This is a genomic window from Anaerospora hongkongensis (assembly GCF_004339805.1).
In the GTDB taxonomy this organism is placed as follows: domain Bacteria; phylum Bacillota; class Negativicutes; order Sporomusales; family DSM-15969; genus Anaerospora; species Anaerospora hongkongensis.
Map to the genome: position 1 here is coordinate 188,655 of NZ_SLUI01000003.1, position 21,176 is coordinate 209,830.

Here is a 21,176-nt window from a genome sequence, read left to right on the forward strand (position 1 = left end):
AACAACTTGCATTCTTCACTTTTTTAACAGGTTGGCTAAGTCATTGACCGTTTTGGCATGAATTTTGCGATATATTCTGATAGATCAGCAGAAAGGAGTAACGGGGGGAGCAGGCACCGAGCCTGAATCTTTGCTCCCGGGATCACCAAATTTAACAGTTGGAGGAGTTTATATGGCAAAGCAAAACAAAATTATCATTACAGCAGCAATTACAGGAGCAACACATACGCCAAGTTTGAGTCCCTATTTTCCTGCAACACCGGAGCAAATCATTAAGGATGCGGTAGATGCTCATAAAGAGGGGGCCGCAGTCGTTCATATTCATGCCAGAGATCCGAAGGATGGCAGTCCGACACCTGATTTGGCGATTATGAAGGACATCGTTGCTGCTATCAAGCAGCAATGCAATGCGGTTGTCTGCATCACCACCGGCGGTGCGGTTTGGATGTCCTCTGAACAGCGCCTTGCCCCCGCTACTGAGCTAAAGCCGGAGCTGGCTTCCTGCAATGCAGGTTCGGTAAATTTTGTGTTTGCCGATCTGGCGTCAAAGCTGGAGAATCCGAAATATGACTGGGAAATTCCTTATCTCAAACGCACGAACGAGCTGGTATTTACCAACACTTTTACCGGGCTGGAATATTATCTGAAAACGATGAATGAGCATGAAATACGGCCAGAGTTTGAGGTTTATGACGTAGGCATGATCAATAACATTGCTTACTTTATGAAAAAAGGCCTGGTACAAAAGCCGGTTTATCTGCAATTTGTCATGGGAATATTGGGCGGAATTCCCGCCACTGTTGATAATCTTGTTTATCTGGTGAAGACAGCCCGTGAGCAGATCGGTGATTTTGTCTGGTCTTGCGCGGCGGCTGGTAAAGCACAGTTCCCATTAGTTACTGCTGCTTTGACGATGGGGGGCAATGCCCGCGTCGGCCTTGAGGATAACTTGTATTTAAAACCAGGCGTGCTGGCAAAATCAAGTGCTGAGCAAGTGCTGCAGATTAAAGAGATTGCCGAACGGCTTGGCCTTGAAATTGCCAACTCCGATGAAGCCCGGCAAATTCTTGCTCTTAAAGGCATCGATAAAGTGAATTATTAAATACAAACCCTGGAGGGGATTGCATATGAGAACAGCGATTTTAGGAGCAGGTGCTCTGGGAATTATTATTGGTGCAAGGATGACCCAAAATGGTCAGCAAGTTGATCTTATCGATTCTTTTAAAGAAAATGTGGATGCATTAAATGCTAACGGCGCTACCGTTACCGGTTTTCTGGAGATGCACCAGCCGGTTAAGGCGCTCACTCCGGAGGAAATGACCGGAACCTATGACCTTATTTTGTTATTGACCAAGCAAACGGCTAACGAAACAGCCCTGCCCAAGCTGCTGCCCCACCTGCATAAAGATAGTATTGTCTGCACGCTGCAAAATGGTGTTCCCGAAGATTCAGTGGCATCCTATGTGGGCAAAGAAAGAACCATTGGCGGTGCAGTTGGCTTCGGGGCAACCTGGCTGAGGCCAGGGGTGTCTGAACTTACCTCCTCGATGGAAGCAGTAGAAAAATTTGCCTTTGAGATTGGTGAAATCGATGGAGTAGTACGGCCGCGGCTGGAAAAAGTAAAAGAGGTTCTTAGTACTGCCGGGGGAACAACCATCCTCACGAATCTGATGGGAATCCGTTACACGAAGTTATTAATGAATTCAACCTTCAGTGGCATGTCGGCTGCTCTCAACGGGCTTTTCAGCGATGTTTTAGCCAACCCTAAGGCTATGGTTTGCGTTGCCCATATTGCTGATGAAGTAATCAAAGTCTGCCATGGTCTTGGCTACCGGATGGTTGAGATGCAGGGTTCTGATTTTGAATTCCTGGAGCTCAACAGCAAAGCAGATATTCCAGCAAAAATGGAGTTTTACAAAAAAGTATGGGGACGTCATAATAACAAGGCAAGCATGCTCCAGGATCTGGAGAAAGGCAAAAAAACTGAAATTGATTATATCAACGGGGTTGTCTGCCGGGGCGGACGTCAGTGCAATATCCCGACACCCTTCAATGATAAGGTTGTAGAATTGGTTAAAGAAGCGGAAGCAAGAGGCGGAGTAAATGATTTTAGTTATCTCGAGCGGTTCAATGACATTATCGAGAGTGCGAAATAAGCTAGCCTACTACAAAATGTGAAATATAGGAGGCATGTCTTTTATGGAAGTATTAGGTATACTGCTCAGTTTGTTTTTATTGATGTTTTTTGCGTACCGTGGGTTTTCCGTTATCTTGTTTGCGCCTGTTTTTGCGCTGTTAGCAGCTGTAAGCCAAGGGCTTTCTCCTATGCCTGCCTATACTGAGCTTTTCATGGCCAAAGCAGTTGTTTACGTCAAATCCTTTTTCCCCATATTCCTGCTAGGCGCCGTTTTCGGCAAAGTTATGGAAGAAACCGGGCTGGCAAAAGCAATTGCCTACAGGATACTGCAAGCGGTTGGTATCGAGCGCAGTATATTATCAATCGTCATAGCCGGCGGTGTGTTGACCTACGGCGGAGTAAGCCTGTTTGTTGTCGTATTTGCCATTTATCCTTTTGCCGCTGCTATGTTTAAGAAAGCCGGCATCCCGAAACGGCTGATTCCGGGGTGTATTGTCCTGGGCGCCTGCACGTATACCATGGATGCTCTTCCTGGTACTCCCCAAATACAAAATATCATTCCCACTAGTTTTTTTGGTACAAATGTTTATGCCGCACCCACGCTTGGCATAATCGGCGGTATACTGATTTTCCTCGGAGGCATGTACTATCTGGAGTGGCGTTACAAAAAGGCCAAGGCTCAAGGTGAAGGATATGGTGAAAACCATATTAACGAGCCTGCGGATATTGATGTCAACGATATGCCGGACTGGAAGCTGGCGCTGGTACCACTGGTTACGGTACTTGTTGTCAACTATATCATGAGTAATGTGTTCACCTGGAATCCTGCTATTTTAGCTCCTTTTATTGAGATGAAACTGCCCTTAACGGCAACTGCCGTTAAGAACGTGGCTGCAATCTGGGCCTTAATTATCTCTGTTGTACTTGGTACTGTTCTGGCCGTAGCTATTGGGTACCGCAATATGGCTAAAGGCGGTTTGGCTAAGGCACTAAACGCAGGTGCTATCGGCTCATTGCTGGCTATTATGAATACGGCTTCAGAGGTTGGCTATGGCAACGTTATTGCCATGTTACCCGGCTTCAAGTCGATTGCCAATGCCCTGCTTGGTATTCACATTGGCGGCACGCCGCTGGTGTCCGAGGGCGTGACTGTTACAACGCTTGCTGCTATTACCGGATCGGCCTCCGGCGGTATGTCGATCGCACTGGATTTAATGGCTAAAGATTGGCTGGTGTGGGCGAATCAGATCGGTATGTCGCCGGAAGTTCTCCATAGAGTGGCGGCAATGGCCTCAGGTGGGTTGGATACGATGCCCCATAATGGCGTGGTTATTACCCTGTTTGCTATCTGCGGTTTAACGCATAAGCAGTCTTATCCCGATCTTTTTGCACTTGTTGTTTTAAAAACACTGGTTGCTTTTCTGGTTATCGCAATTCATTTGGCAACAGGCATATTGTAAACACAAGTGGTGATAAAGTGGCAGAAGCCGGAAGGACTTGGTGTAAGCCAAGTCCTTTCTCATCAATAAACGTATGGAGGGACCAATGAATAAAGTTACTACAATTACACAAGCGCTCGAATCCGTGCAAGATGGGATGACCGTTATGATTGGCGGATTTTTAGCCGTAGGGACGCCGGAGCTGCTGGTAGATGCATTGCTGGCAAAGGGGACAAAGGATCTCACTGTCATTGCTAACGATACGGCTTTTCCGGATAAAGGCATTGGGAAACTGGTAGTTAACCGTCGCCTGCAAAAGGCGATCGTTTCCCATATCGGAACCAATCCGGAGACAGGGCGGCAAATGAATGCCGGCGAGCTGCAGGTTGAACTTGTCCCGCAGGGGACGCTTGCTGAACGGATTCGTGCCGGTGGAGCCGGGCTGGGCGGGATTCTCACACCGACCGGCCTGGGTACGATTATTGCCGAAGGGAAGGATATGATCGTGATTGACGGCAGGGAATACCTGCTGGAAAAATATCTAAAGGCCGATGTGGCGTTAATTAAGGCCCATACGGCGGATACGGCCGGTAATCTATTGTTTCACCGCTCGGCCCGCAATTTTAACCCGTTAATGGCCATGGCTGCCGGTACCGTTATTGTTCAAGCGGAAAATATTGTTGAAGCGGGTCACATTGATCCCGATCAGGTAATGACACCGGGAATCGTCGTTGACTGGATTGTCCGGGGAGAGGGGAAAGAATAATGGATGCAAAAACAATAATAGCAAAACGGGTGGCCCAGGAGTTTAAAGACGGTGATGTGGTGAATCTGGGGATTGGTATCCCAACTTTGGCGGCTGATTTCCTGCCTGCCGGTGTCAGCGTTACTCTTCAATCAGAGAATGGTTTTGTAGGCCTCGCTCCCCTGGCAGGAGAAGCAAATCCCGATCTCGTAAATGCAGGTGGTAAACCGGTTTCGATTATTCCCGGCGGTGCGGTATTTGACAGTGCCATGTCCTTTGCGATCATCCGGGGCGGGCATGTCGATGTGACTGTCCTTGGCGCTTTGGAGGTTGATCAGGAAGGCAATCTCGCGAACTGGATGGTGCCGGGGAAACTGGTACCGGGGATGGGAGGTGCCATGGATCTTGTATCCGGTGCCAGAAAGGTGATTGTTGCCATGGAGCATACCGCTAAGGACGGGGTGCCGAAGATATTAAAAAAGTGTACCCTGCCGCTGACCGGAAAAGGTGTGGTGAATTACATTATCACTAACTTATGTGTGTTTAAAGTGACGATGGCGGGTCTGATTCTCAAGGAGACTGCACCAGGCGTCACCGTGGATGAAGTGAGGGCAAAGACTGAAGCTGAGTTTTTGGTGGGCTTATAAGCTGCAGCAAAGCCTTCTGCGGGTTAGGGAGATGAGGAAATGAGCGAGGAAGAAAATTCCCTGATTTTTAAACAGTTTTTTACTGTACTGCCGCTGGTCCAGGACCTTGTTCGTGGTGACATTACCATTGGTGTATGTGACCGGGAAAAATATATATTTAGTCTTATTAATCCTAAGATTGATACCGGTGTTAAGTCCGGTATGCCCATAAAGCCTGGTACGGCTATTGCAAGAGCGATGGAAGAACAGCAGCTTGTCCAGATGCGGGGGGGCAAGGAAAAGTTTGGTGTGCCTTATATAGGAGCTGCAGTGACAATCCTGAATGCTGTACAGGAAGTGATTGGGGCGATCGCTTTTGTAGAATCAGTGGACACGCAGGATGCGGTTTACGAAATGGCTTCAGAACTAGCGGAAGCGATTAGTACGATAGCTGCAACTACTGAGGAAGTATCAGCGCAAACAGAGGAAGTCGCCAGAATTTCCAGGGCTCTTGGACAATTATCTGAGGATTCGCAGGCAAGAGTCCGGGAAACTGGCCAAGTTTTAGAGCTAATCAAGCATGTTGCGGGGCAGACGAATTTACTTGGTCTGAATGCTGCTATTGAAGCCGCCCGGGTAGGGGAGCACGGACGCGGTTTTGCGGTGGTTGCCGAGGAAATCCGCAAACTTGCCGACAGCTCGACTCTATCGGTGAGGAAAATCACACAAATCATCCAGGGGGTTCAAGCCGATAGCGAACATAACCAGCAAGAGCTGAACCGTGTGGGAGAAATGACCATGCAGATTGCTGAAGCAGTCAATCATGTAGCTAAAACAATACAAGAAATTGGTACAATGGCGGTCAAGCTGGATCGGATAGCAGAAATACTAAGCAATAAATAAGAGATATACTAATAAATAGGTAAACCAGTTTGGTTTATCTATTTTTATTGTGGAGCAACCTAATCTCGTATCGGTATGCATACGGATACTAGGCAACAAATAAGTGCGTACTTGTAAGCTGCCCGCAGAATGGGTATGATTATGGCAAAAAGGAGGCTGGGGTAGCAATGGCAAAAAATATCCTCGTTTTGACAGGCAGCCCGCGCAGGGGCGGTAATACGGATAAGCTGGCTGAGGCATTCATGACTGGAGCCCGGCAGGCGGGGCATAAGGTGACAATATATGCAACTGCCAATAAAACCATTAAAGGCTGTATCGATTGTAAGCACTGTTTTCAAAAGGGGCAGGCCTGTTCCATTCCGGACGATTTTAGTGAACTGGCACCGCTGCTGGAGCAGGCGGATATGCTTGTATTGGCAACGCCGATGTATTGGTTTTCCTTTCCGGTGCAGTTGAAAGCTGCTATCGATAAATTCTATGCTTTTTTGATTGGCGGCAAGGAGTGGAAGATTAAAGAATGTGCGCTGTTGGTCAGCGGCGGCGATGCTGATGAAGCAAAGTTTGCCGGAATTGTTGCATCCTATAAGCTGATCGCCGAGTATCTGCACTGGCAAGACCGCGGTGTTGTTATCGTACCGGGATTGCACGATAAAGAGGACGTTTTGCAGACTGACGGGCTGATTCGGGCAGAAGCATTGGGCAAAAGCATTTCTGGCGAGGAAAAAAGCCTATCCCGTTAGTTTTTGCACATCTGTCGCTAAAGCCGCATTTTGCTTATTCCTGGCTGGCATAATATAATTTAGTTAGGAGATTTGCCGGTCAGCTTTCGGCAGATGAAAGAGGTTTCTTATGGGCAGAGAAAAACGTTTAAAGTTGAAAAAAGTAAGCATGGAGCACTTAGAGCAGTACAGCCAGTTGCTTCGCTATGTTTTTCAGGTGACCAATAATGATTTGCACAGGTTTGGCTGGGAAGCACGTGACATAATTATGGCCAAATCGCCGGTACTGGAAAAGGCAGATGTACTTGGCTGGTTTGACGGCGATAAGCTGGTATCGCAGGTTGCCGTATATCCTTTTCAGGTGAGGATATTCGACCGGACCTATGAAATGGGCGGGCTTACCGGAGTGGGGACCTTTCCCGAGTATTCCAATCAGGGGCTGATGCACAAATTGTTATTTCAGGCACTGGAAGGGATGCGGGAAAAAAAACAGTCCATCTCGTATTTGTATCCTTATTCCATTCCCTATTACCGCCGAAAAGGCTGGGAAATTATATCGGATAAAATTGTGTTCGAGGTCCAGGATTATCAACTGCCGAAGACCAAGCAGGTTCCGGGGGAAATTGAACGCGTTGCGATTGAGAGTGATGAATTAAAAACCGCTTATGAACGCTTCGCCTATCAAAGCCACGGGGCGATGCTGCGCAACGAGTTAGCCTGGAATGAATATTGGCTATGGGACTATGATGAGTTGACAGCCGCTATCTACTATAATGAAGACCGGCAGCCTGACGGCTATGTGCTGTACTGGATTGCTGATGAAGTTTTTCATATTAAAGACATGATTTTTGTTAACGAAGAAGCCCGCAGTGGTCTGTGGAATTTCATTAGTGCTCATTTTTCCATGATTTCCAAGGTGGTCGGTAATATCTATACGGATGAACCACTGGCCTTTCTCTTAGAGGATGCGGACATAAAAGAGACCATATCGCCGTACTATATGGCGCGCATTGTTGATCTGGAGCAATTCATTAGTCAGTATCCCTTTAAGCCGGAAAGTCATGAGCGGTCTTGGACCTTTACGCTGGATGATCCGCTGTTGTCCTGGAACCAGGGCTCTTTTACCTTAACAATCCAGCCGGATGGAAAAGGGGAAATCACCCGCACCGGGGAAAAAAGCAATTCGCGGATTGACATCAAAACCATGACCACCATGCTGATGGGCTACAAACGTCCGGAATATCTACATAAAATTGGCCGCTTGTCATGTACTCCGGAGATTGTCGATATGCTGGAAGATTCTATTGAACACCAGACGCCGTATTTCTCGGATTATTTTTGATGGATTCTTTCAGCCGCAGGAGGAATATACCAAACAACTGCTGGATAGCTTTGCAAGCTTTTAGGGGTACAACTTTTGCTAACCGTGTGGTAGCTAAGTAGTTGTTGAAGTAAGACTTGATTTTTTTTCTCTAAAGGAATAATATAATAGATAATAGTACTGTTCGACCAGAATGAGCTGGAGATCAGATTTTCTTAGGAAAATTTGATCTCCTTTTGTTTATTTATCAGCTGGCTGACGGCAATTCAGCGCCTTGACAGCCGGTAAAAAAGGCAATAAAATAAATGTAAATCCGACTAATCCGGTTTGAATAGTCTGAAATCGTTTTAACATAGTAGTAAGAAAATGCTGATGAGGTGGAAATATGGCGGAACAACTTTTAGCCATTAGCGGCTTGCACGCTGCTGTCGATGGTAAGGAAATCTTAAAAGGACTGGACCTAAAGGTCAATAAGGGCGAAGTTCATGTCATTATGGGACCAAATGGCTCTGGCAAATCGACACTGGTCAACCTGATCATGGGGCAGCCGAAATATGAAATGACTGCAGGTACGCTTACCTTTGAGGGTGAAGATATCAGCGCACTAAAAATTCATGAAAGAGCCCGGAAGGGGATCTTCCTGTCCTTTCAAAACCCGGAGGAAATACCGGGTATTTCGGTGGAAAACCTGATCCGTACTTCGCAAAACGCGATTAGCGGCGAAACGGTAAAAATCATGGCTTTTAAAAAGCAATTACAGAAAGCAATGGATTCCTTGAAGATGGATCATGCTTATGCCGCCCGGCATGTAAATGTCGGTTTTTCCGGTGGTGAAAAGAAGCGTAATGAGATCTTGCAGATGATGATGCTCAAGCCGAAGCTCGCTTTGCTGGATGAAACGGATTCCGGGCTGGATGTGGATGCGGTGCGGATCGTTTCCGCCGGAGTCAGCCAGTTTAAGAATTCCGAAAATGCAATTTTAATTATTACTCATAATACAAAGATTCTGGAACAGCTGCAGGTCGATCGTGTGCATATTTTGATGGGTGGCCGGATTATCTGTTCAGGAGATGCCGGACTTGTTGAGAAAATCAACAGTGAAGGTTATTCTTCGTTAGTTTCCAGAGGATGTAAGAACACTGGCTGAGATGAGGTGAGTTTATGGAAAAAAAGAAAACAGCGGTCGCCGATATCGAGCGGGGCCTCTATGATATAAAAAATGCAGACCGCTCCCGTTATAAATCGGCCAGCGGACTTACGCCCGAGATTGTGCAGGATATTTCCCGGGAAAAAAATGATCCCCAGTGGATGCGTGAGTTTCGTCTGCAGGCACTGGATATCTATTATCAAACCGCAATGCCTGACTGGGGGCCTTCTTTGGCTGAACTGGATATGGACAATATTATTACCTATGTCCGGCCTGAAACGGAAATGAAGGATAACTGGCAGGACGTACCTGCTGATATAAAAAATACCTTTGAACGGCTGGGGATACCTCAGGCTGAACAGGAGTCGCTGGCCGGGGTGGGGGCCCAATATGATTCCGAGGTTGTCTATCATAGCATCAAAGAGGAACTGGTCAAGCAGGGCGTAGTGTATACCGATATGGAGACTGCGCTTGTTGAGCACGAAGCACTGGTGCGGCAGCATTTTATGAAGCTGGTTGCACCTAGTGACCATAAATTTGTGGCGCTCCATGGTGCCGTATGGTCAGGCGGCTCTTTTGTCTATGTCCCTCCCGGCGTCGAGGTGGATATTCCGCTGCAATCGTATTTTCGTTTGAATGCTGCAGGCGCCGGACAGTTTGAGCATACGTTGATCATTGTGGATAAGGGAGCAAAGCTGCATTTTATTGAAGGCTGTTCAGCTCCGAAACACAATGTCACCAATTTGCATGCAGGCTGTGTGGAGTTATTTGTAAATGAGGGAGCCAGCTTACGGTATTCGACCATTGAAAACTGGTCGCGCAATATGCTGAATTTAAATACCAAACGGGCTATAGTCGAGAAAAATGGCAGTATTGAATGGGTATCCGGCTCATTTGGCTCCAAAATTTCCATGCTTTATCCCCGCAGCATCCTAAAAGGAGAAGGCGCCCGAGCAGAATTTAACGGGGTGACATTTGCGGCGGAGGGACAATATCTCGATACCGGTGCGGCGGTAATCCATGCTGCACCGTATACTTCTTCCAATATCAGCTCGCGCTCCATCGCTAAAGGCGGCGGTGTTGCGGTATACCGCGGGGCGATCGTGGTGACTCCCCAGGCGCATCACGCCAGATCGTCAGTAAACTGTGAGTCGCTGATGCTGGATGCACTTTCCCGGTCGGATACTCTCCCCGTGATGGATATTTTACATGATGAAGTAGAGATCGGACATGAGGCCAAGATCGGCAGAATCAGCGAAGAAGCAATTTTTTATCTCATGAGCCGCGGCATTAGTGAAGAGGAAGCGAAGGCGATGATTGTACGGGGGTTTGTCGAGCCGGTAGCCAAAGAGCTTCCTCTGGAATATGCGGTGGAAATGAATAATTTAATCAATATTGAACTGGAAGGCGCTATCGGCTAGAGGGGTGATGACATGGCAAAACAAAGTGAGCAGATAAACCATATTCCTGTCCGGACATGGAACTGGCTGGGAGTTAATGAAAGTACACTGGCCGTAAGTTTACCGGCTGTCACAGAATACCGTAAGCAGTCCGTATGCCAGGCGGGAGGTACAAAGGTTAAAATTACGGAAATCAGTGCCTGTAGGGATGTTATAAACAGGCTTGAGACGGAAAACCGCCTTAAAGCAGGTGCGAGCGATGCGACAAGTGTATTTGCAGCTACTTATTTTAACAGCGGGTATTTTATTGAAACTGCCCCAGGGGAAAAGTGTGAAAAACCGGTTGTTCTGCAGTATGAGCTGGATGAGGAAAATCCAGTTTTGGTGGATCAGCATTTTATTTATGCCCGGGAAAATAGCGAACTAACGGTTGTGATCCGTTACTCTTCGCAGGCAGGCAGTAAAGCCTATCATAATGGTCTAACGAAGATTGTCGCCTGTGCCGGAGCAGTGGTTCGCCTAATAAAGGTTCAACTGCTGGCCGGTGATGCCTATCATATCGATGCGGTAGGCACGGCTGCCGATGAGCAGAGCGTGATTGACTGCACCTTAATTGAACTGGGAGCGCAGCAGATCATCAGCAATTGCCAAACCCGTCTGGCAGGCGCAGGCAGTGCCGGTAATATTAACTCCATTTATTTCGGCGATAAGCACCGGCAGATTGACATTCATTATCAGCTTTCCTATCAGGCCCGCGAAACAGTTGGAGAAATAAAAGCGCGGGGAGCTTTGCTTGATCAAAGCAAGAAAACCTTTCGCGGGACATTGGATTTTATAAAAGGGGCCAGCGGTGCGAGGGGTAAAGAAGAAGAGTATGCCGTTTTACTGAGTCCCGAAGTGCGCAACCGGTCAATTCCACTCATGCTGTGCTCAGAGGATGCGGTAGAGGGACAGCATGCTGCCAGCGCGGGTAAAGTGGATGAAAACAAATTGTTTTATCTCATGAGCAGAGGACTTAGCGAAACAGAAGCCAAAAAACTGGTCATTGAAGCTGCCTTTCAGCCCATTCTGGCCGAAGTACCGTTAGCAGCATTAAAAGAAGAGATTTCGAATTATGTCCAAGGGAGGTTAAGCCATGTCCAATAACTATCTGGAGGATTTTCCTCTATTGCAACCCGATAAAGGAAAGCGGCTGGTATATTTGGATAACGGAGCGACCACGCAAAAGCCGCTGTCCGTTATACGTGCCATTGAGCAGTATTATACCGCCTTTAATGCCAATCCTCACCGCGGAGCCTATGAGCTTAGTATTAAGGCAACCGAGATATATGAAAATACCCGTGAAAAAGTGAGAGACTTTTTAGGGGCAGCTAAGACAAGTGAAATTATCTTTACAAAAAATGCAACCGAATCTCTTAACCTGGTAGCTTATAGCTATGGCATGAACTTTATCCAGGCCGGTGATGAAATTGTAATTTCCATTGCTGAGCATCATAGCAACCTGGTACCCTGGCAGCAAGTTGCCAAAGCAAAAGGTGCCGTGTTGAAATATCTCTATGTAAACGCAGACGGAATGTTGTCTGAAGAAGAACTGGACAGCAAAATTACTGACAAGACCAGACTGGTGGCAGTAACCCATGTGTCTAATGTGCTGGGAATCATTAATCCCGTTAAGCGGATTGCCGAAAAAGCACATGCTGTCGGCGCGGTGGTGGTAGTAGACGGTGCCCAGAGTATTCCTCATCTTCCTGTAAATGTACGCGAGCTTGATGTCGATTTCTTTGCTTTTTCCGGTCACAAGATGCTGGCTCCTATGGGAATTGGCGTTTTGTACGGCAAAGAGAAACTGCTGGATGCAATGCCGCCCTTTTTGTTTGGCGGAGATATGATTGAATATGTTCAGGAGCAGGATACTACCTTTGCACCGCTGCCTGCCAAGTTTGAAGCAGGAACACAGAATGTAGGGGGAGCCATGGGCTTGTCGGCGGCGATTGATTACCTGAACAGCGTGGGAATGTCTGTTATTGAAGAGTGCGAGAAAGAGTTGGTCCGCTATGCAATAAATAAGCTTAACAAACTTCCTTATATTACCTTATATGGCTGCGGTAATGTTGTTGATAAAACAGGGGTTATATCGTTTAATGTGCAGGATGTTCATCCTCATGACGTTTCGACCATTCTTGATGCTGACGGGATTGCCATCAGGGCCGGTCATCATTGCGCCCATCCCTTGCTGCAATATCTGGGTGTGAATGCTACCTGCCGGGCCAGCCTGTATTTTTATAATACAAAGGACGATGTTGATGCATTACTTGACAGCTTGAGCCGTGTCCGGAGGGTGATGGGCTATGAACCTAAGTGAAATTTATACGGAAGTGATTGCAGAACACAGCAAGTCGGTGCGCAATAAAAAGCATCTGGCTGCTCCGACCCTTGTTTTAAAAGGCAGAAATCCCAGTTGTGGAGACGAAATTGAGCTGGAGTTGAAGTTAAAGCAAGGGGTGATTGAAGACGCAGCTTTTACCGGTAGTGGCTGCGCTATTTCTCAGGCATCGACATCGATGATGATCGATTTGATTCGCGGACAGAACCTGGAAAATGCTGAAGAACTGATTCAGACCTTTCTGGCGATGATTAAACGGGAAATTACAGATGATGAAGCACTGGAAATTCTGGATGAAGCAGCTGCTCTGAAGAATATTTCCAACTTACCGGGCCGGGTCAAATGTGCGGTTTTATCCTGGCACACTCTGGATGAAGGAATAAAGAAACAAGGCTAACGCAGCCAGCATGAACAATAATCCTTTCAGTATTGGCTGGAAGGATTATTGTTCTTTAATGGTTTTCATTCGTTTTTCAGAATCATCCGGTATGCTGGAAGTAAGGGAGTGGGCAGACCTGCTGTGGTAACCCAATATAAGGGAGAGGGCGCTTTGTGGAACAGTTATGGTTGATTTTTGCATTATTATCGGCAGCGGCTGCTGCTTTGGTTGCTGTGTTTGGCAAAATCGGTCTCCAATCATTGGATGCAAATACGGCAACTGCGATAAGGGCAGTAATTATGGCGATTTTTTTGATCGCGGTTGTGGCTTTTCAGGGGAATTTAAAGCAAATCCCGGTTATATTGGCTGACAAGCGGGCTTTGGCTTTTATTGCTTTAAGTGGCATTGCCGGTGCAGTATCCTGGCTGTTTTATTTCATGGCTTTAAAATTCGGCAAAGTTTCGCAAGTGGCTCCAATAGATAAGCTGAGCGTAGTGATTGCCTCTCTGCTTGCAGTGATACTTCTGGGAGAAAAAATTAGTCTCATCAGTAGTATTGGGATCGCTCTTATTGCTGCAGGCGCAATACTTGTTACGCTTGGCTAACAGGCGTTATTGCAAAAAACCGCGTAAAAAAACTCAACCATCTGTTGTTGGATGGCTGAGTTTTTTTATGCGGTTCTTTCCAAAATGCTTCATTTTCATATTAATTTCAGAATGACTTGTTATACTCAGTTTTGCAATTAGTTATTGGAACAGATCGCAGCCAGCTAAGGAGGAAACACAAATGAGTTTTATTTCAATTGTTGTACCTGTCTATAACGAGCAGGATAACATCCAAATGTTTTATCAGGAAGTTTGTAAATATATGGATCCCCTGGAGCATGAGTTTGAACTGTTGTTTATTGATGATGGTTCGGCCGACGGTACTGCCGCCAGCCTTGCACGGCTGACAAAGCAGGATACGAGAGTAAAGGCAATACTGCTTGCCCGCAACTTCGGACATCAGGTGGCACTAACCTGCGGAATGGATTATGCCAAAGGAGATGCTGTAATTACTATGGATGGCGATTTGCAGCATCCGCCGCAGATGCTGCCGCTGCTGCTGCGCAAATGGGATGAAGGCTATGAGATTGTGCAGACCGTCCGAATTGATACGGAAGGGGTTTCGTGGCTGAAAAAATTCACATCAGGTATGTTTTACCGGCTAATGAATGCCATGTCTCAGGTGCCGATCGTCGAAGGCGGCTCGGATTTTAGGCTGCTTGACCGGAAAGTCGTCCAAACCTTTAAGCAGTTTAAGGAGAAAGCCCGGTTTATTCGCGGTATCATTGGCGGTATGGGCTACCGGCAGACGCAGGTACAATTTGCAGCTCCTGCACGCTATGCAGGCAAGTCTAAGTTTTCCCCCAGGAAAATGCTTTCCTTTGCCCTTGATGGGATTACTGCATATTCTCGGATGCCGCTGCGTTTTGCCTTATATCTGGGGCTGATCTTTGGCGCAATGAGCTTTGCTGTAACAATTAACGTAGTGTATACGAAATTGTTTACGACCGAGGCAGTTCCGGGGTGGGCTACAATTGCTGCCAGTGTACTGCTGTTAGGTGGCCTCCAATTGATCGGACTGGGAATTATCGGCGAATATGTGGGACGTATTTTCGAAGAGGTTAAGCAACGGCCATTATACTGGGTCAGTGCAGAATTACACAGTAATGCGGAATCTGTTGGCAGAAAACAAGACAAGCTAGGAGCTTAGATGAAGAAGGGAATGAAAAATATGAAAGTGTTAGTAACAGGAGGAGCCGGTTTTATCGGCTCACATATTGTAGATACGCTTGTTGAGGCTAATATGCAGGTTTATATTCTGGATAACCTGACTTCCGGATCGTTTGGCAACATCAGCCCTGAGGCTGTTTTTTTAAAAAAAGATATTCGCGATGCCGATTTAAAAGAGGTACTGCAAAGAGAGCGTTTTGACTATGTTATCCATCAGGCGGCGCAAACGACTGTAGCAAAATCACTGGAGGATCCCTATTACGATTGTGACGTGAATATCCGTGGGCTGGTTAATTTATTAGAGGCTTGCAGACTATCGGCGGTAAAGCGGATTGTTTTTGCGTCAAGTGCGGCTATTTATGGTGACACTGCCTCTTTGCCAATCAGCGAGGAGTATGAAAAGCACCCGGCTTCCTTTTATGGACTAAGTAAGCTGACGAGCGAACAGTATTTGGATTTATATTACAAAAATTTTGGACTTGAATATGTCGCCTTGCGATACGCCAATGTCTACGGTGAACGTCAAGGTGATAATGGCGAAGGCGGCGTTATCAGCATCTTTTTGAAAAAATTGCTGGCTGGCCATGCTTTGACCGTTTATGGTGATGGGACCCAGACTCGCGATTATATTTATGTCAAAGATGTGGCGGCGGCAAACCATCAGGCCTTGTTTACCGGCATGGCCAACCGCAGCTACAACGTGAGTACTCAGACAGAGACAAGTGTAAATGAATTGATTGCCCTTTTATCCTCAACTGCTAAACGGCCGTTAAGTGTTAAAAATGAGGCCAGCCGCAGCAACGATATATATCGCTCGGTGCTGGCAAACGAGGCGGCGGCCCATGGCCTGGGCTGGCAGCCGTCATATCCCTTGCAAAAAGGGCTGGAACTGATGCTGCATGCTTTGGAAATCAGGTTGTTTAGATAAAAGTGAGACAACGTGCTGGGAAGGGACAAAAAATACAATGACGATTAGAACTAGCTGGATTTATGCAGCCATTATTATTGCCGTAGCAGGCATACTCATGTTCTCCTATTTGGGCTCACAGCCTTTACTGGATCCGGATGAGCCGGTATATGCCGAAACAGCAAAAGAAATGCTGCAATATCATGATTTTATTTCTCCCCGTATTTTTGGCGACTTTTGGTATGACAAGCCGCCGATGTACTATTGGCTGGTAGCGGCAGCTTTTCAGGTGTTTGGTGGCGGTGAGTTTGCTGCCCGCTTTCCTTCGGCATTATTTGCTGTAGGAGGTGCATTATTGGTCTTTTTTTCGGGACGAAAGCTTTTTAATGAGCGTGCCGGATTTCTTGCAGCTCTGATTTTAGCCACCAGCCTGGAATATTTTTATTTAGGCAATGCGGCTGTAACGGATATGACGCTGACATTTTTTTTAACAGCCGCACTGCTGGCGTTTTTGCACAGGCAGTATAATTTGCTGTATGTCTTTGCTGCGCTTGGAGTAGTAACCAAGGGACCTGTTGCTATCTTTTTTTGTACAGTGATCCTTGGCGTATACCTGGCCATGACAGGCCAGCTGAAAACGGTCAAGCACATGCAGGCAGGAAGGGGAGTTCTGCTATTTGCAGCTATTGCTCTCCCCTGGTATGTGATCATGTATGTTTACCACGGGATGGATTTTATTAATACTTTCCTGGGCTTTCATAATGTTACCCGTTTTCTGCAGCCGGAGCACTCCTCGGGAAAGCTGTGGTATTACTATATTCCTGTAGTCGTTTTAGGCTTCTTCCCCTGGACTGCTTTTTTGGCACAGGCATTTTCTGCGGCAATAAAGGAAACCGGCGAAAAACGAAATACCTGTCTTTTTCTGATAATCTGGGCTGTGGCAGTATTTAGCTTTTTCTCACTTTCTCAAACAAAGCTCGTTTCGTATATTCTGCCAATGTACCCACCGTTAGCGATGCTGGTTGGTTACTATTTTGACAAAGCCTGGACGGAGCGGCAATATCGGGCGCTGAAAACTTCAGCTGCTGTTTTTTCTGCCGCAGCAATCCTCATGAGTGCAGGCCTGCTTTACGCCGCAACGGCAGTGACTGCAGAGCTGATAGTTCCCGTTAAGGTTATCGCAGGCATGCTGGCAGTGTTGGCTGTGTCCGTTTTGTATCAAAGCTTTCACGGTAAATTCCGGGCTGTATTTAGTTTGTTTGTAGCAGGAATGGTCGTTTTTACAGCCTTGATAATGACCCAGGCGCTTCCTGCTGTTATACCGGCAGTTTCGGTGAAGCCCGTTGTGGATGAGTTTAAACAGCAATATGACGGGCAGGCCCCAGTTTATGTTGCTAAATTTTACCGGCCGGGATTTCAGTATTACAGCGATGTGACAAGCTTTGAACTGAATCCGGAAGAACTGGAGGCAGCGGTGCTCAGTCAACCCGATAAAGCTTATTTTATTGTACAAAAAAGAAAATATGACAAGCTGTCTCCGGAAGTCCGCAGCACGCTGCGCGTTGTAAATGCCCAAGAGGATAAAATTTTATTTATTCGCGGTAGTGAGTAACTCATAGGAGGACGAGTATGAAAGTAAAAACTGCTGCTGCGGCATGTCAGCCGTTTTCTTCTAAGTGGGAATACTTGGGGCTGTTTATATTTTCCTTTATCATTTATGTGATTTATAACCAGCATGTACCAATTACCGACCCGGTAGAAGCGAACTATGCACTGACGGCAAAGGAGATGGTGCTTTCAGCTGACTGGATTTCTCCTAGAATTTATGGGAATGTCTGGTTTGATAAGCCGGTATTTTTCTATTGGCTTACGGCAGCCGCTTTTCAAGTGTTTGGCTTCTCTGAATGGGCTGCACGGTTAGCACCGGCTGTTTTTGCGGCACTGGGACTAGTGCTGATGTATTGGTTTGTCAATAAGCTTACCTATAAGCCAATTGCTGCTTTAGCGGTGGTGATTTTAGGGACATCTTTTGAATATACGGTGCTGGCAAAGCTGGTTATTACAGATATGGTCTTTTTCTTCTTTAATTGCACGGCGCTGAGCTTCTTTTATTTAGGATATGTAAAAATGGACAATACCAAGCGCTGGTATCTCGGAATGTATAGCAGTATGGCCTTGGCTGTATTGACGAAAGGACCGGTCGGAGTATTGCTGCCAGGCTTGGTTATTCTGCTTTTTCTTGTTTTGCGGCGCAGTTGGACAGAACTGAGAAAACTTGTAACGCCTGCCGGAATTATGCTTTTTGCGGTTATTGCGGTACCCTGGTATGCAGCAATGTACTCATTGCACGGAAACGAATTTTTGAATAGCTTTTTTGGCGTCCATAATTACCTGCGGGCTACGGTTTCGGAGCATCCGGTGGATAATGTAAGTTATTATTATCTGGTTGTATTTCTGCTGAGTATGCTGCCGTGGTCTGCATTGGCTGTAAAAGCACTGGTACAGAGCTGCAGGGCCTTACGCTCCTCGTCTTCTCCGCTGCTGCTGTTTCTCATCTTATGGATAGCAACTTACTTTGGTTTTTATTCACTTATGGCTACCAAATACGTGACATATACGTTTCCTGTGCTTTTTCCAATAGCCATACTAACTGCGATACACCTGGATAAAATGTTTGAACTGAATAGCCCGGCTGCAGTGATTTGCTGGGTGGGGGGACCATTCATTTTACAGCTTTGTGCTTATATTGCTGTTGCGTATCGGCATGTAGGGTGGGTAAGCTTGGGGGTCGTTGCAGCCAGCTTATTGCCGTTCCTGCTGGCGTATTTCTGGCGGCTTCAAAAACGAAGTGCGCAATATATGCTTACTTTGCTTTGTTTGTGTCAGCTGGTATGCTATAGCCTGCTTTCCTTCTTCGTATTCCCTGTAATAGCTGAGACCAGATCCGGCAGAGACTTGGCTGATCATATTGCCGCATTAGGAATGGACAAAATCGGCTTATACCGTTTTTATAGTACTTCTTCGGTATTTTACAACGGGAATATTGCTGTTAAACTCGAGGCGGCAGATATGCCGGTTATGCACCAGACAGGCAGCTTGGACTGGTCAAGCAAGTATACTATGCCCGTTCAAGGCACAGCTAACTTCATGAAGGATTCCTCCAGAAGCCTGGTTGTTGTACCTGATCAGCAGGAAAAAGCATTTCTGACAGAAACGGCCGATTTTCGTCCTCAGCCCATAATGAGCAATAAAGGGTTAATTTATTACCTTGTTGATAACAAATGAATTTGCCGTTGAGGACTACTTGAAGGAGGTTTCCTGTATGCGGATATTACTTGCTGAAGAGGATTCCAGGCAGGGGAATTTAATCAAAGACAATTTAGAGAAGGCTGCCATTCCGGTGGACTGGGTGGTAAGTGAAGATCTGGCGTTAGAGTATGCCTGTCATGTTTCATATGATGTCATTATCCTGAACGAGCTGCTGTCTGCTAAACCCGGCAACAGTATTAGCGAGCGCTTGCGCAAACGCGGCTATCAGGGAGCTGTCTTAATACTGACGCCAGATGATGCCGATGAAAATAAAATGTTTGGCTCCAATACCGGAGCTGATGATTATGTGGCTAAATCCCGGGTTGCCGAATTGCCGGATAAACTTCGGGCCTTGTCAAAGCGTAGAAAAGCACGGTTTGCTGCTGAAATTTTGCAAATCGGTAATGTAATCTTTAACTGCTTCACGCATTGTATACGGCAGGGTGAAAGGGAGATTCAGCTTACTGCCAGAGAGTTTCAACTGCTTGAGCAGCTTATGCGCAGCCCGGGACGCGTAGTGGCAAGAGACGATATTTTAGCGCAAGTATGGGGAAACGCTATCTCTTCGAATAATCTTGACGCCTATGTACGGTTGCTGCGTAAGAAACTGAGAGGGCTCAATAATGCGGTGTCCATACTAACCGTTCGCGGCATAGGCTATAGGCTGGAGGTACAGGATGTTTGCCAAAATCCGTAAGGGTTTAACTCTTCGTTATACATTGGTCATGATGCTGCTGATGATGGCTTTCATTATTGTAAGCTCTGCGGGGCTGCTTTGGATACTTTACCGGGAAGAGCAGCAGGACCTGCAATCCTTTACTGAAGCGGAGGCCAGGCAGCAAGCAGCAATATATAAAGAAAGAGCCGGTTTTTTTCAGTTTACACCTAAGGAAGGGGAGCATGCCGAGATCGGGACAAAAATATTTTATTATGTTTTTGACACAAATGGTCGGCAGGCTGCAGCTGAGGAGCCAGTAAATGAAATTCGTGCAGGTGTTTTAAACATCATTCACAAGTGGGATGCACCAGAGGGGGAGGCTGAGCTGAAAAAGTTTCGCCTGCTCAACGGTGACAGGGCAGTGGTTATGTTGTGCAGCAGGCAAATCTATGATGAAACGAAAATGATTGGGACTGTTTTTGTCGGTGAAGATATTAGTTCGTACTATCACATGTTGAAAATGCTGCTGATTATGATGGTACTCATATCGATTGTTTTCCTGGTTATTGCGGCTTTTGCCGGTCATTTACTGGCAGGTAAGGCAATGATTCCGATCAAACAGGCTTTTCTTAGACAGCGTGAGTTTGTTGCTGATGCCTCACATGAATTACGCACTCCGCTGAGTATCCTTCTGACCTCGGTAGATGCGGTGCAAACTGATGATGAGCTCAAGCTAACTTCGTTCTCAAGCCAGGTACTTGCGGATATGAAAACAGAAATTCATAGAATGACCAAACTGGTCACCGATTTATTAACGCTTGCAAGGGCGGATGCCGGAACAGCTAATTTAATAAAAGAAGAATTTAATTTAGTGGCCCTTGCAGAGCAGCTTGTCCGGTCAGTGCGTCCACTAGCAGAGCAAAAAGGAGTCCATCTGACACTAGAAAGTGACGCAGAGATTTTTGTTGTTGCCGATCAGGCAAGAATAAGCCAATTGCTCTTAATTTTGGTTGACAATGCAATTAAATATACTCCTACCGGCGGCAGAATCCGTATTTCGCTTGCGGTAATCGCTGCACAGAAACCATATGCTGCCATTGCCGTGCACGATACGGGCATGGGGATTGCTGAAGCCCAGTGTAAGAGTATCTTTGAGCGTTTTTACAGGGCAGATAAGGCAAGATCGCGCAGTGAAGGCGATGTCGGCCTTGGGTTGGCTATTGCACAATGGATTATATCTGCTCATGAGGGAAAAATCAAAGTAGAAAGTGTTCCAGGGGAGGGCAGTACATTTACTGTCACCTTACCTCTTTAGCAAAATCATAGCG

The 21,176-nt window shown here is 46.6% G+C and carries 20 protein-coding genes; all 20 read left to right on the forward strand.

The genetic code is table 11. The annotated features are described in order from the left end of the window. Positions 1–172 precede the first annotated feature (172 nt). The 20 genes from kce (at position 173) to EV210_RS05690 (ending at position 21,163) form a co-directional block, all read left to right on the forward strand. A complete protein-coding gene (gene kce / locus EV210_RS05595) occupies positions 173–1,102 on the forward strand; it encodes a 3,5-dioxohexanoate:acetyl-CoA acetone transferase (protein ID WP_132076858.1) in 930 nt (309 codons plus the stop codon). 25 nt (positions 1,103–1,127) lie between these two features. After that, a complete protein-coding gene (locus EV210_RS05600) occupies positions 1,128–2,156 on the forward strand; it encodes a ketopantoate reductase family protein (protein ID WP_132076861.1) in 1,029 nt (342 codons plus the stop codon). A 43-nt stretch (positions 2,157–2,199) separates the two neighbouring features. Continuing rightward, entirely contained in the window at positions 2,200–3,597 is a 1,398-nt protein-coding gene (locus EV210_RS05605; RefSeq protein ID WP_132076864.1) for a GntP family permease, read from the forward strand. An 85-nt stretch (positions 3,598–3,682) separates the two neighbouring features. Continuing rightward, the gene (gene atoD / locus EV210_RS05610; protein WP_132076867.1) at positions 3,683–4,342 is read left to right on the forward strand and encodes an acetate CoA-transferase subunit alpha; all 660 of its coding nucleotides are present in this window, start codon (positions 3,683–3,685) and stop codon (positions 4,340–4,342) included. Beyond that, on the forward strand, positions 4,342–4,968 hold the full coding sequence (locus EV210_RS05615) for a 3-oxoacid CoA-transferase subunit B (protein WP_132076870.1): 627 nt from the start codon (positions 4,342–4,344) through the stop codon (positions 4,966–4,968). The genes atoD and EV210_RS05615 overlap by 1 nt, the downstream gene beginning before the upstream one ends. Positions 4,969–5,007: 39 nt before the next feature. After that, on the forward strand, positions 5,008–5,850 hold the full coding sequence (locus EV210_RS23275; RefSeq protein WP_132076873.1) for a methyl-accepting chemotaxis protein: 843 nt from the start codon (positions 5,008–5,010) through the stop codon (positions 5,848–5,850). 167 nt (positions 5,851–6,017) lie between these two features. Further along, positions 6,018–6,590, forward strand: coding sequence for a flavodoxin family protein (locus tag EV210_RS05625; protein WP_132076876.1), 573 nt, complete (start codon positions 6,018–6,020; stop codon positions 6,588–6,590). Positions 6,591–6,699: 109 nt separating this feature from the next. Next, the gene (locus tag EV210_RS05630) at positions 6,700–7,911 is read left to right on the forward strand and encodes a GNAT family N-acetyltransferase (protein WP_132076879.1); all 1,212 of its coding nucleotides are present in this window, start codon (positions 6,700–6,702) and stop codon (positions 7,909–7,911) included. A gap of 364 nt (positions 7,912–8,275) precedes the next feature. After that, entirely contained in the window at positions 8,276–9,037 is a 762-nt protein-coding gene (gene sufC, locus EV210_RS05635) for a Fe-S cluster assembly ATPase SufC (protein ID WP_132076882.1), read from the forward strand. A 14-nt stretch (positions 9,038–9,051) separates the two neighbouring features. Beyond that, entirely contained in the window at positions 9,052–10,458 is a 1,407-nt protein-coding gene (sufB, locus tag EV210_RS05640; protein ID WP_132076885.1) for a Fe-S cluster assembly protein SufB, read from the forward strand. Positions 10,459–10,470: 12 nt separating this feature from the next. After that, the gene (gene sufD, locus EV210_RS05645) at positions 10,471–11,583 is read left to right on the forward strand and encodes a Fe-S cluster assembly protein SufD (RefSeq protein ID WP_132076888.1); all 1,113 of its coding nucleotides are present in this window, start codon (positions 10,471–10,473) and stop codon (positions 11,581–11,583) included. Beyond that, positions 11,573–12,799 carry a cysteine desulfurase gene (locus EV210_RS05650; RefSeq protein ID WP_132076891.1) on the forward strand — a complete coding sequence of 409 codons (1,227 nt, stop codon included), beginning with the start codon at positions 11,573–11,575 and terminating at the stop codon, positions 12,797–12,799. The genes sufD and EV210_RS05650 overlap by 11 nt, the downstream gene beginning before the upstream one ends. Beyond that, positions 12,786–13,217 (forward strand): Fe-S cluster assembly sulfur transfer protein SufU, encoded by a 432-nt coding sequence (gene sufU, locus EV210_RS05655; protein WP_132076894.1) that lies wholly within the window; start codon positions 12,786–12,788, stop codon positions 13,215–13,217. Before EV210_RS05650 ends, sufU begins: the two co-directional genes overlap by 14 nt. Before the next feature lie 155 nt (positions 13,218–13,372). Continuing rightward, entirely contained in the window at positions 13,373–13,804 is a 432-nt protein-coding gene (locus tag EV210_RS05660; protein WP_132076897.1) for an EamA family transporter, read from the forward strand. Positions 13,805–13,985: 181 nt separating this feature from the next. Continuing rightward, positions 13,986–14,954 carry a glycosyltransferase family 2 protein gene (locus EV210_RS05665; protein ID WP_132076900.1) on the forward strand — a complete coding sequence of 323 codons (969 nt, stop codon included), beginning with the start codon at positions 13,986–13,988 and terminating at the stop codon, positions 14,952–14,954. A gap of 21 nt (positions 14,955–14,975) precedes the next feature. Continuing rightward, positions 14,976–15,902 (forward strand): NAD-dependent epimerase/dehydratase family protein, encoded by a 927-nt coding sequence (locus EV210_RS05670; protein ID WP_132077372.1) that lies wholly within the window; start codon positions 14,976–14,978, stop codon positions 15,900–15,902. 37 nt (positions 15,903–15,939) lie between these two features. Next, the gene (locus tag EV210_RS05675; protein ID WP_132076903.1) at positions 15,940–17,493 is read left to right on the forward strand and encodes an ArnT family glycosyltransferase; all 1,554 of its coding nucleotides are present in this window, start codon (positions 15,940–15,942) and stop codon (positions 17,491–17,493) included. 17 nt (positions 17,494–17,510) lie between these two features. Next, on the forward strand, positions 17,511–19,166 hold the full coding sequence (locus tag EV210_RS05680; RefSeq protein ID WP_132076906.1) for an ArnT family glycosyltransferase: 1,656 nt from the start codon (positions 17,511–17,513) through the stop codon (positions 19,164–19,166). A 37-nt stretch (positions 19,167–19,203) separates the two neighbouring features. Next, positions 19,204–19,887 carry a response regulator transcription factor gene (locus EV210_RS05685; RefSeq protein ID WP_132076909.1) on the forward strand — a complete coding sequence of 228 codons (684 nt, stop codon included), beginning with the start codon at positions 19,204–19,206 and terminating at the stop codon, positions 19,885–19,887. Continuing rightward, a complete protein-coding gene (locus EV210_RS05690; protein WP_132076912.1) occupies positions 19,868–21,163 on the forward strand; it encodes a sensor histidine kinase in 1,296 nt (431 codons plus the stop codon). Before EV210_RS05685 ends, EV210_RS05690 begins: the two co-directional genes overlap by 20 nt. The last annotated feature ends 13 nt before the right edge of the window (positions 21,164–21,176 follow it).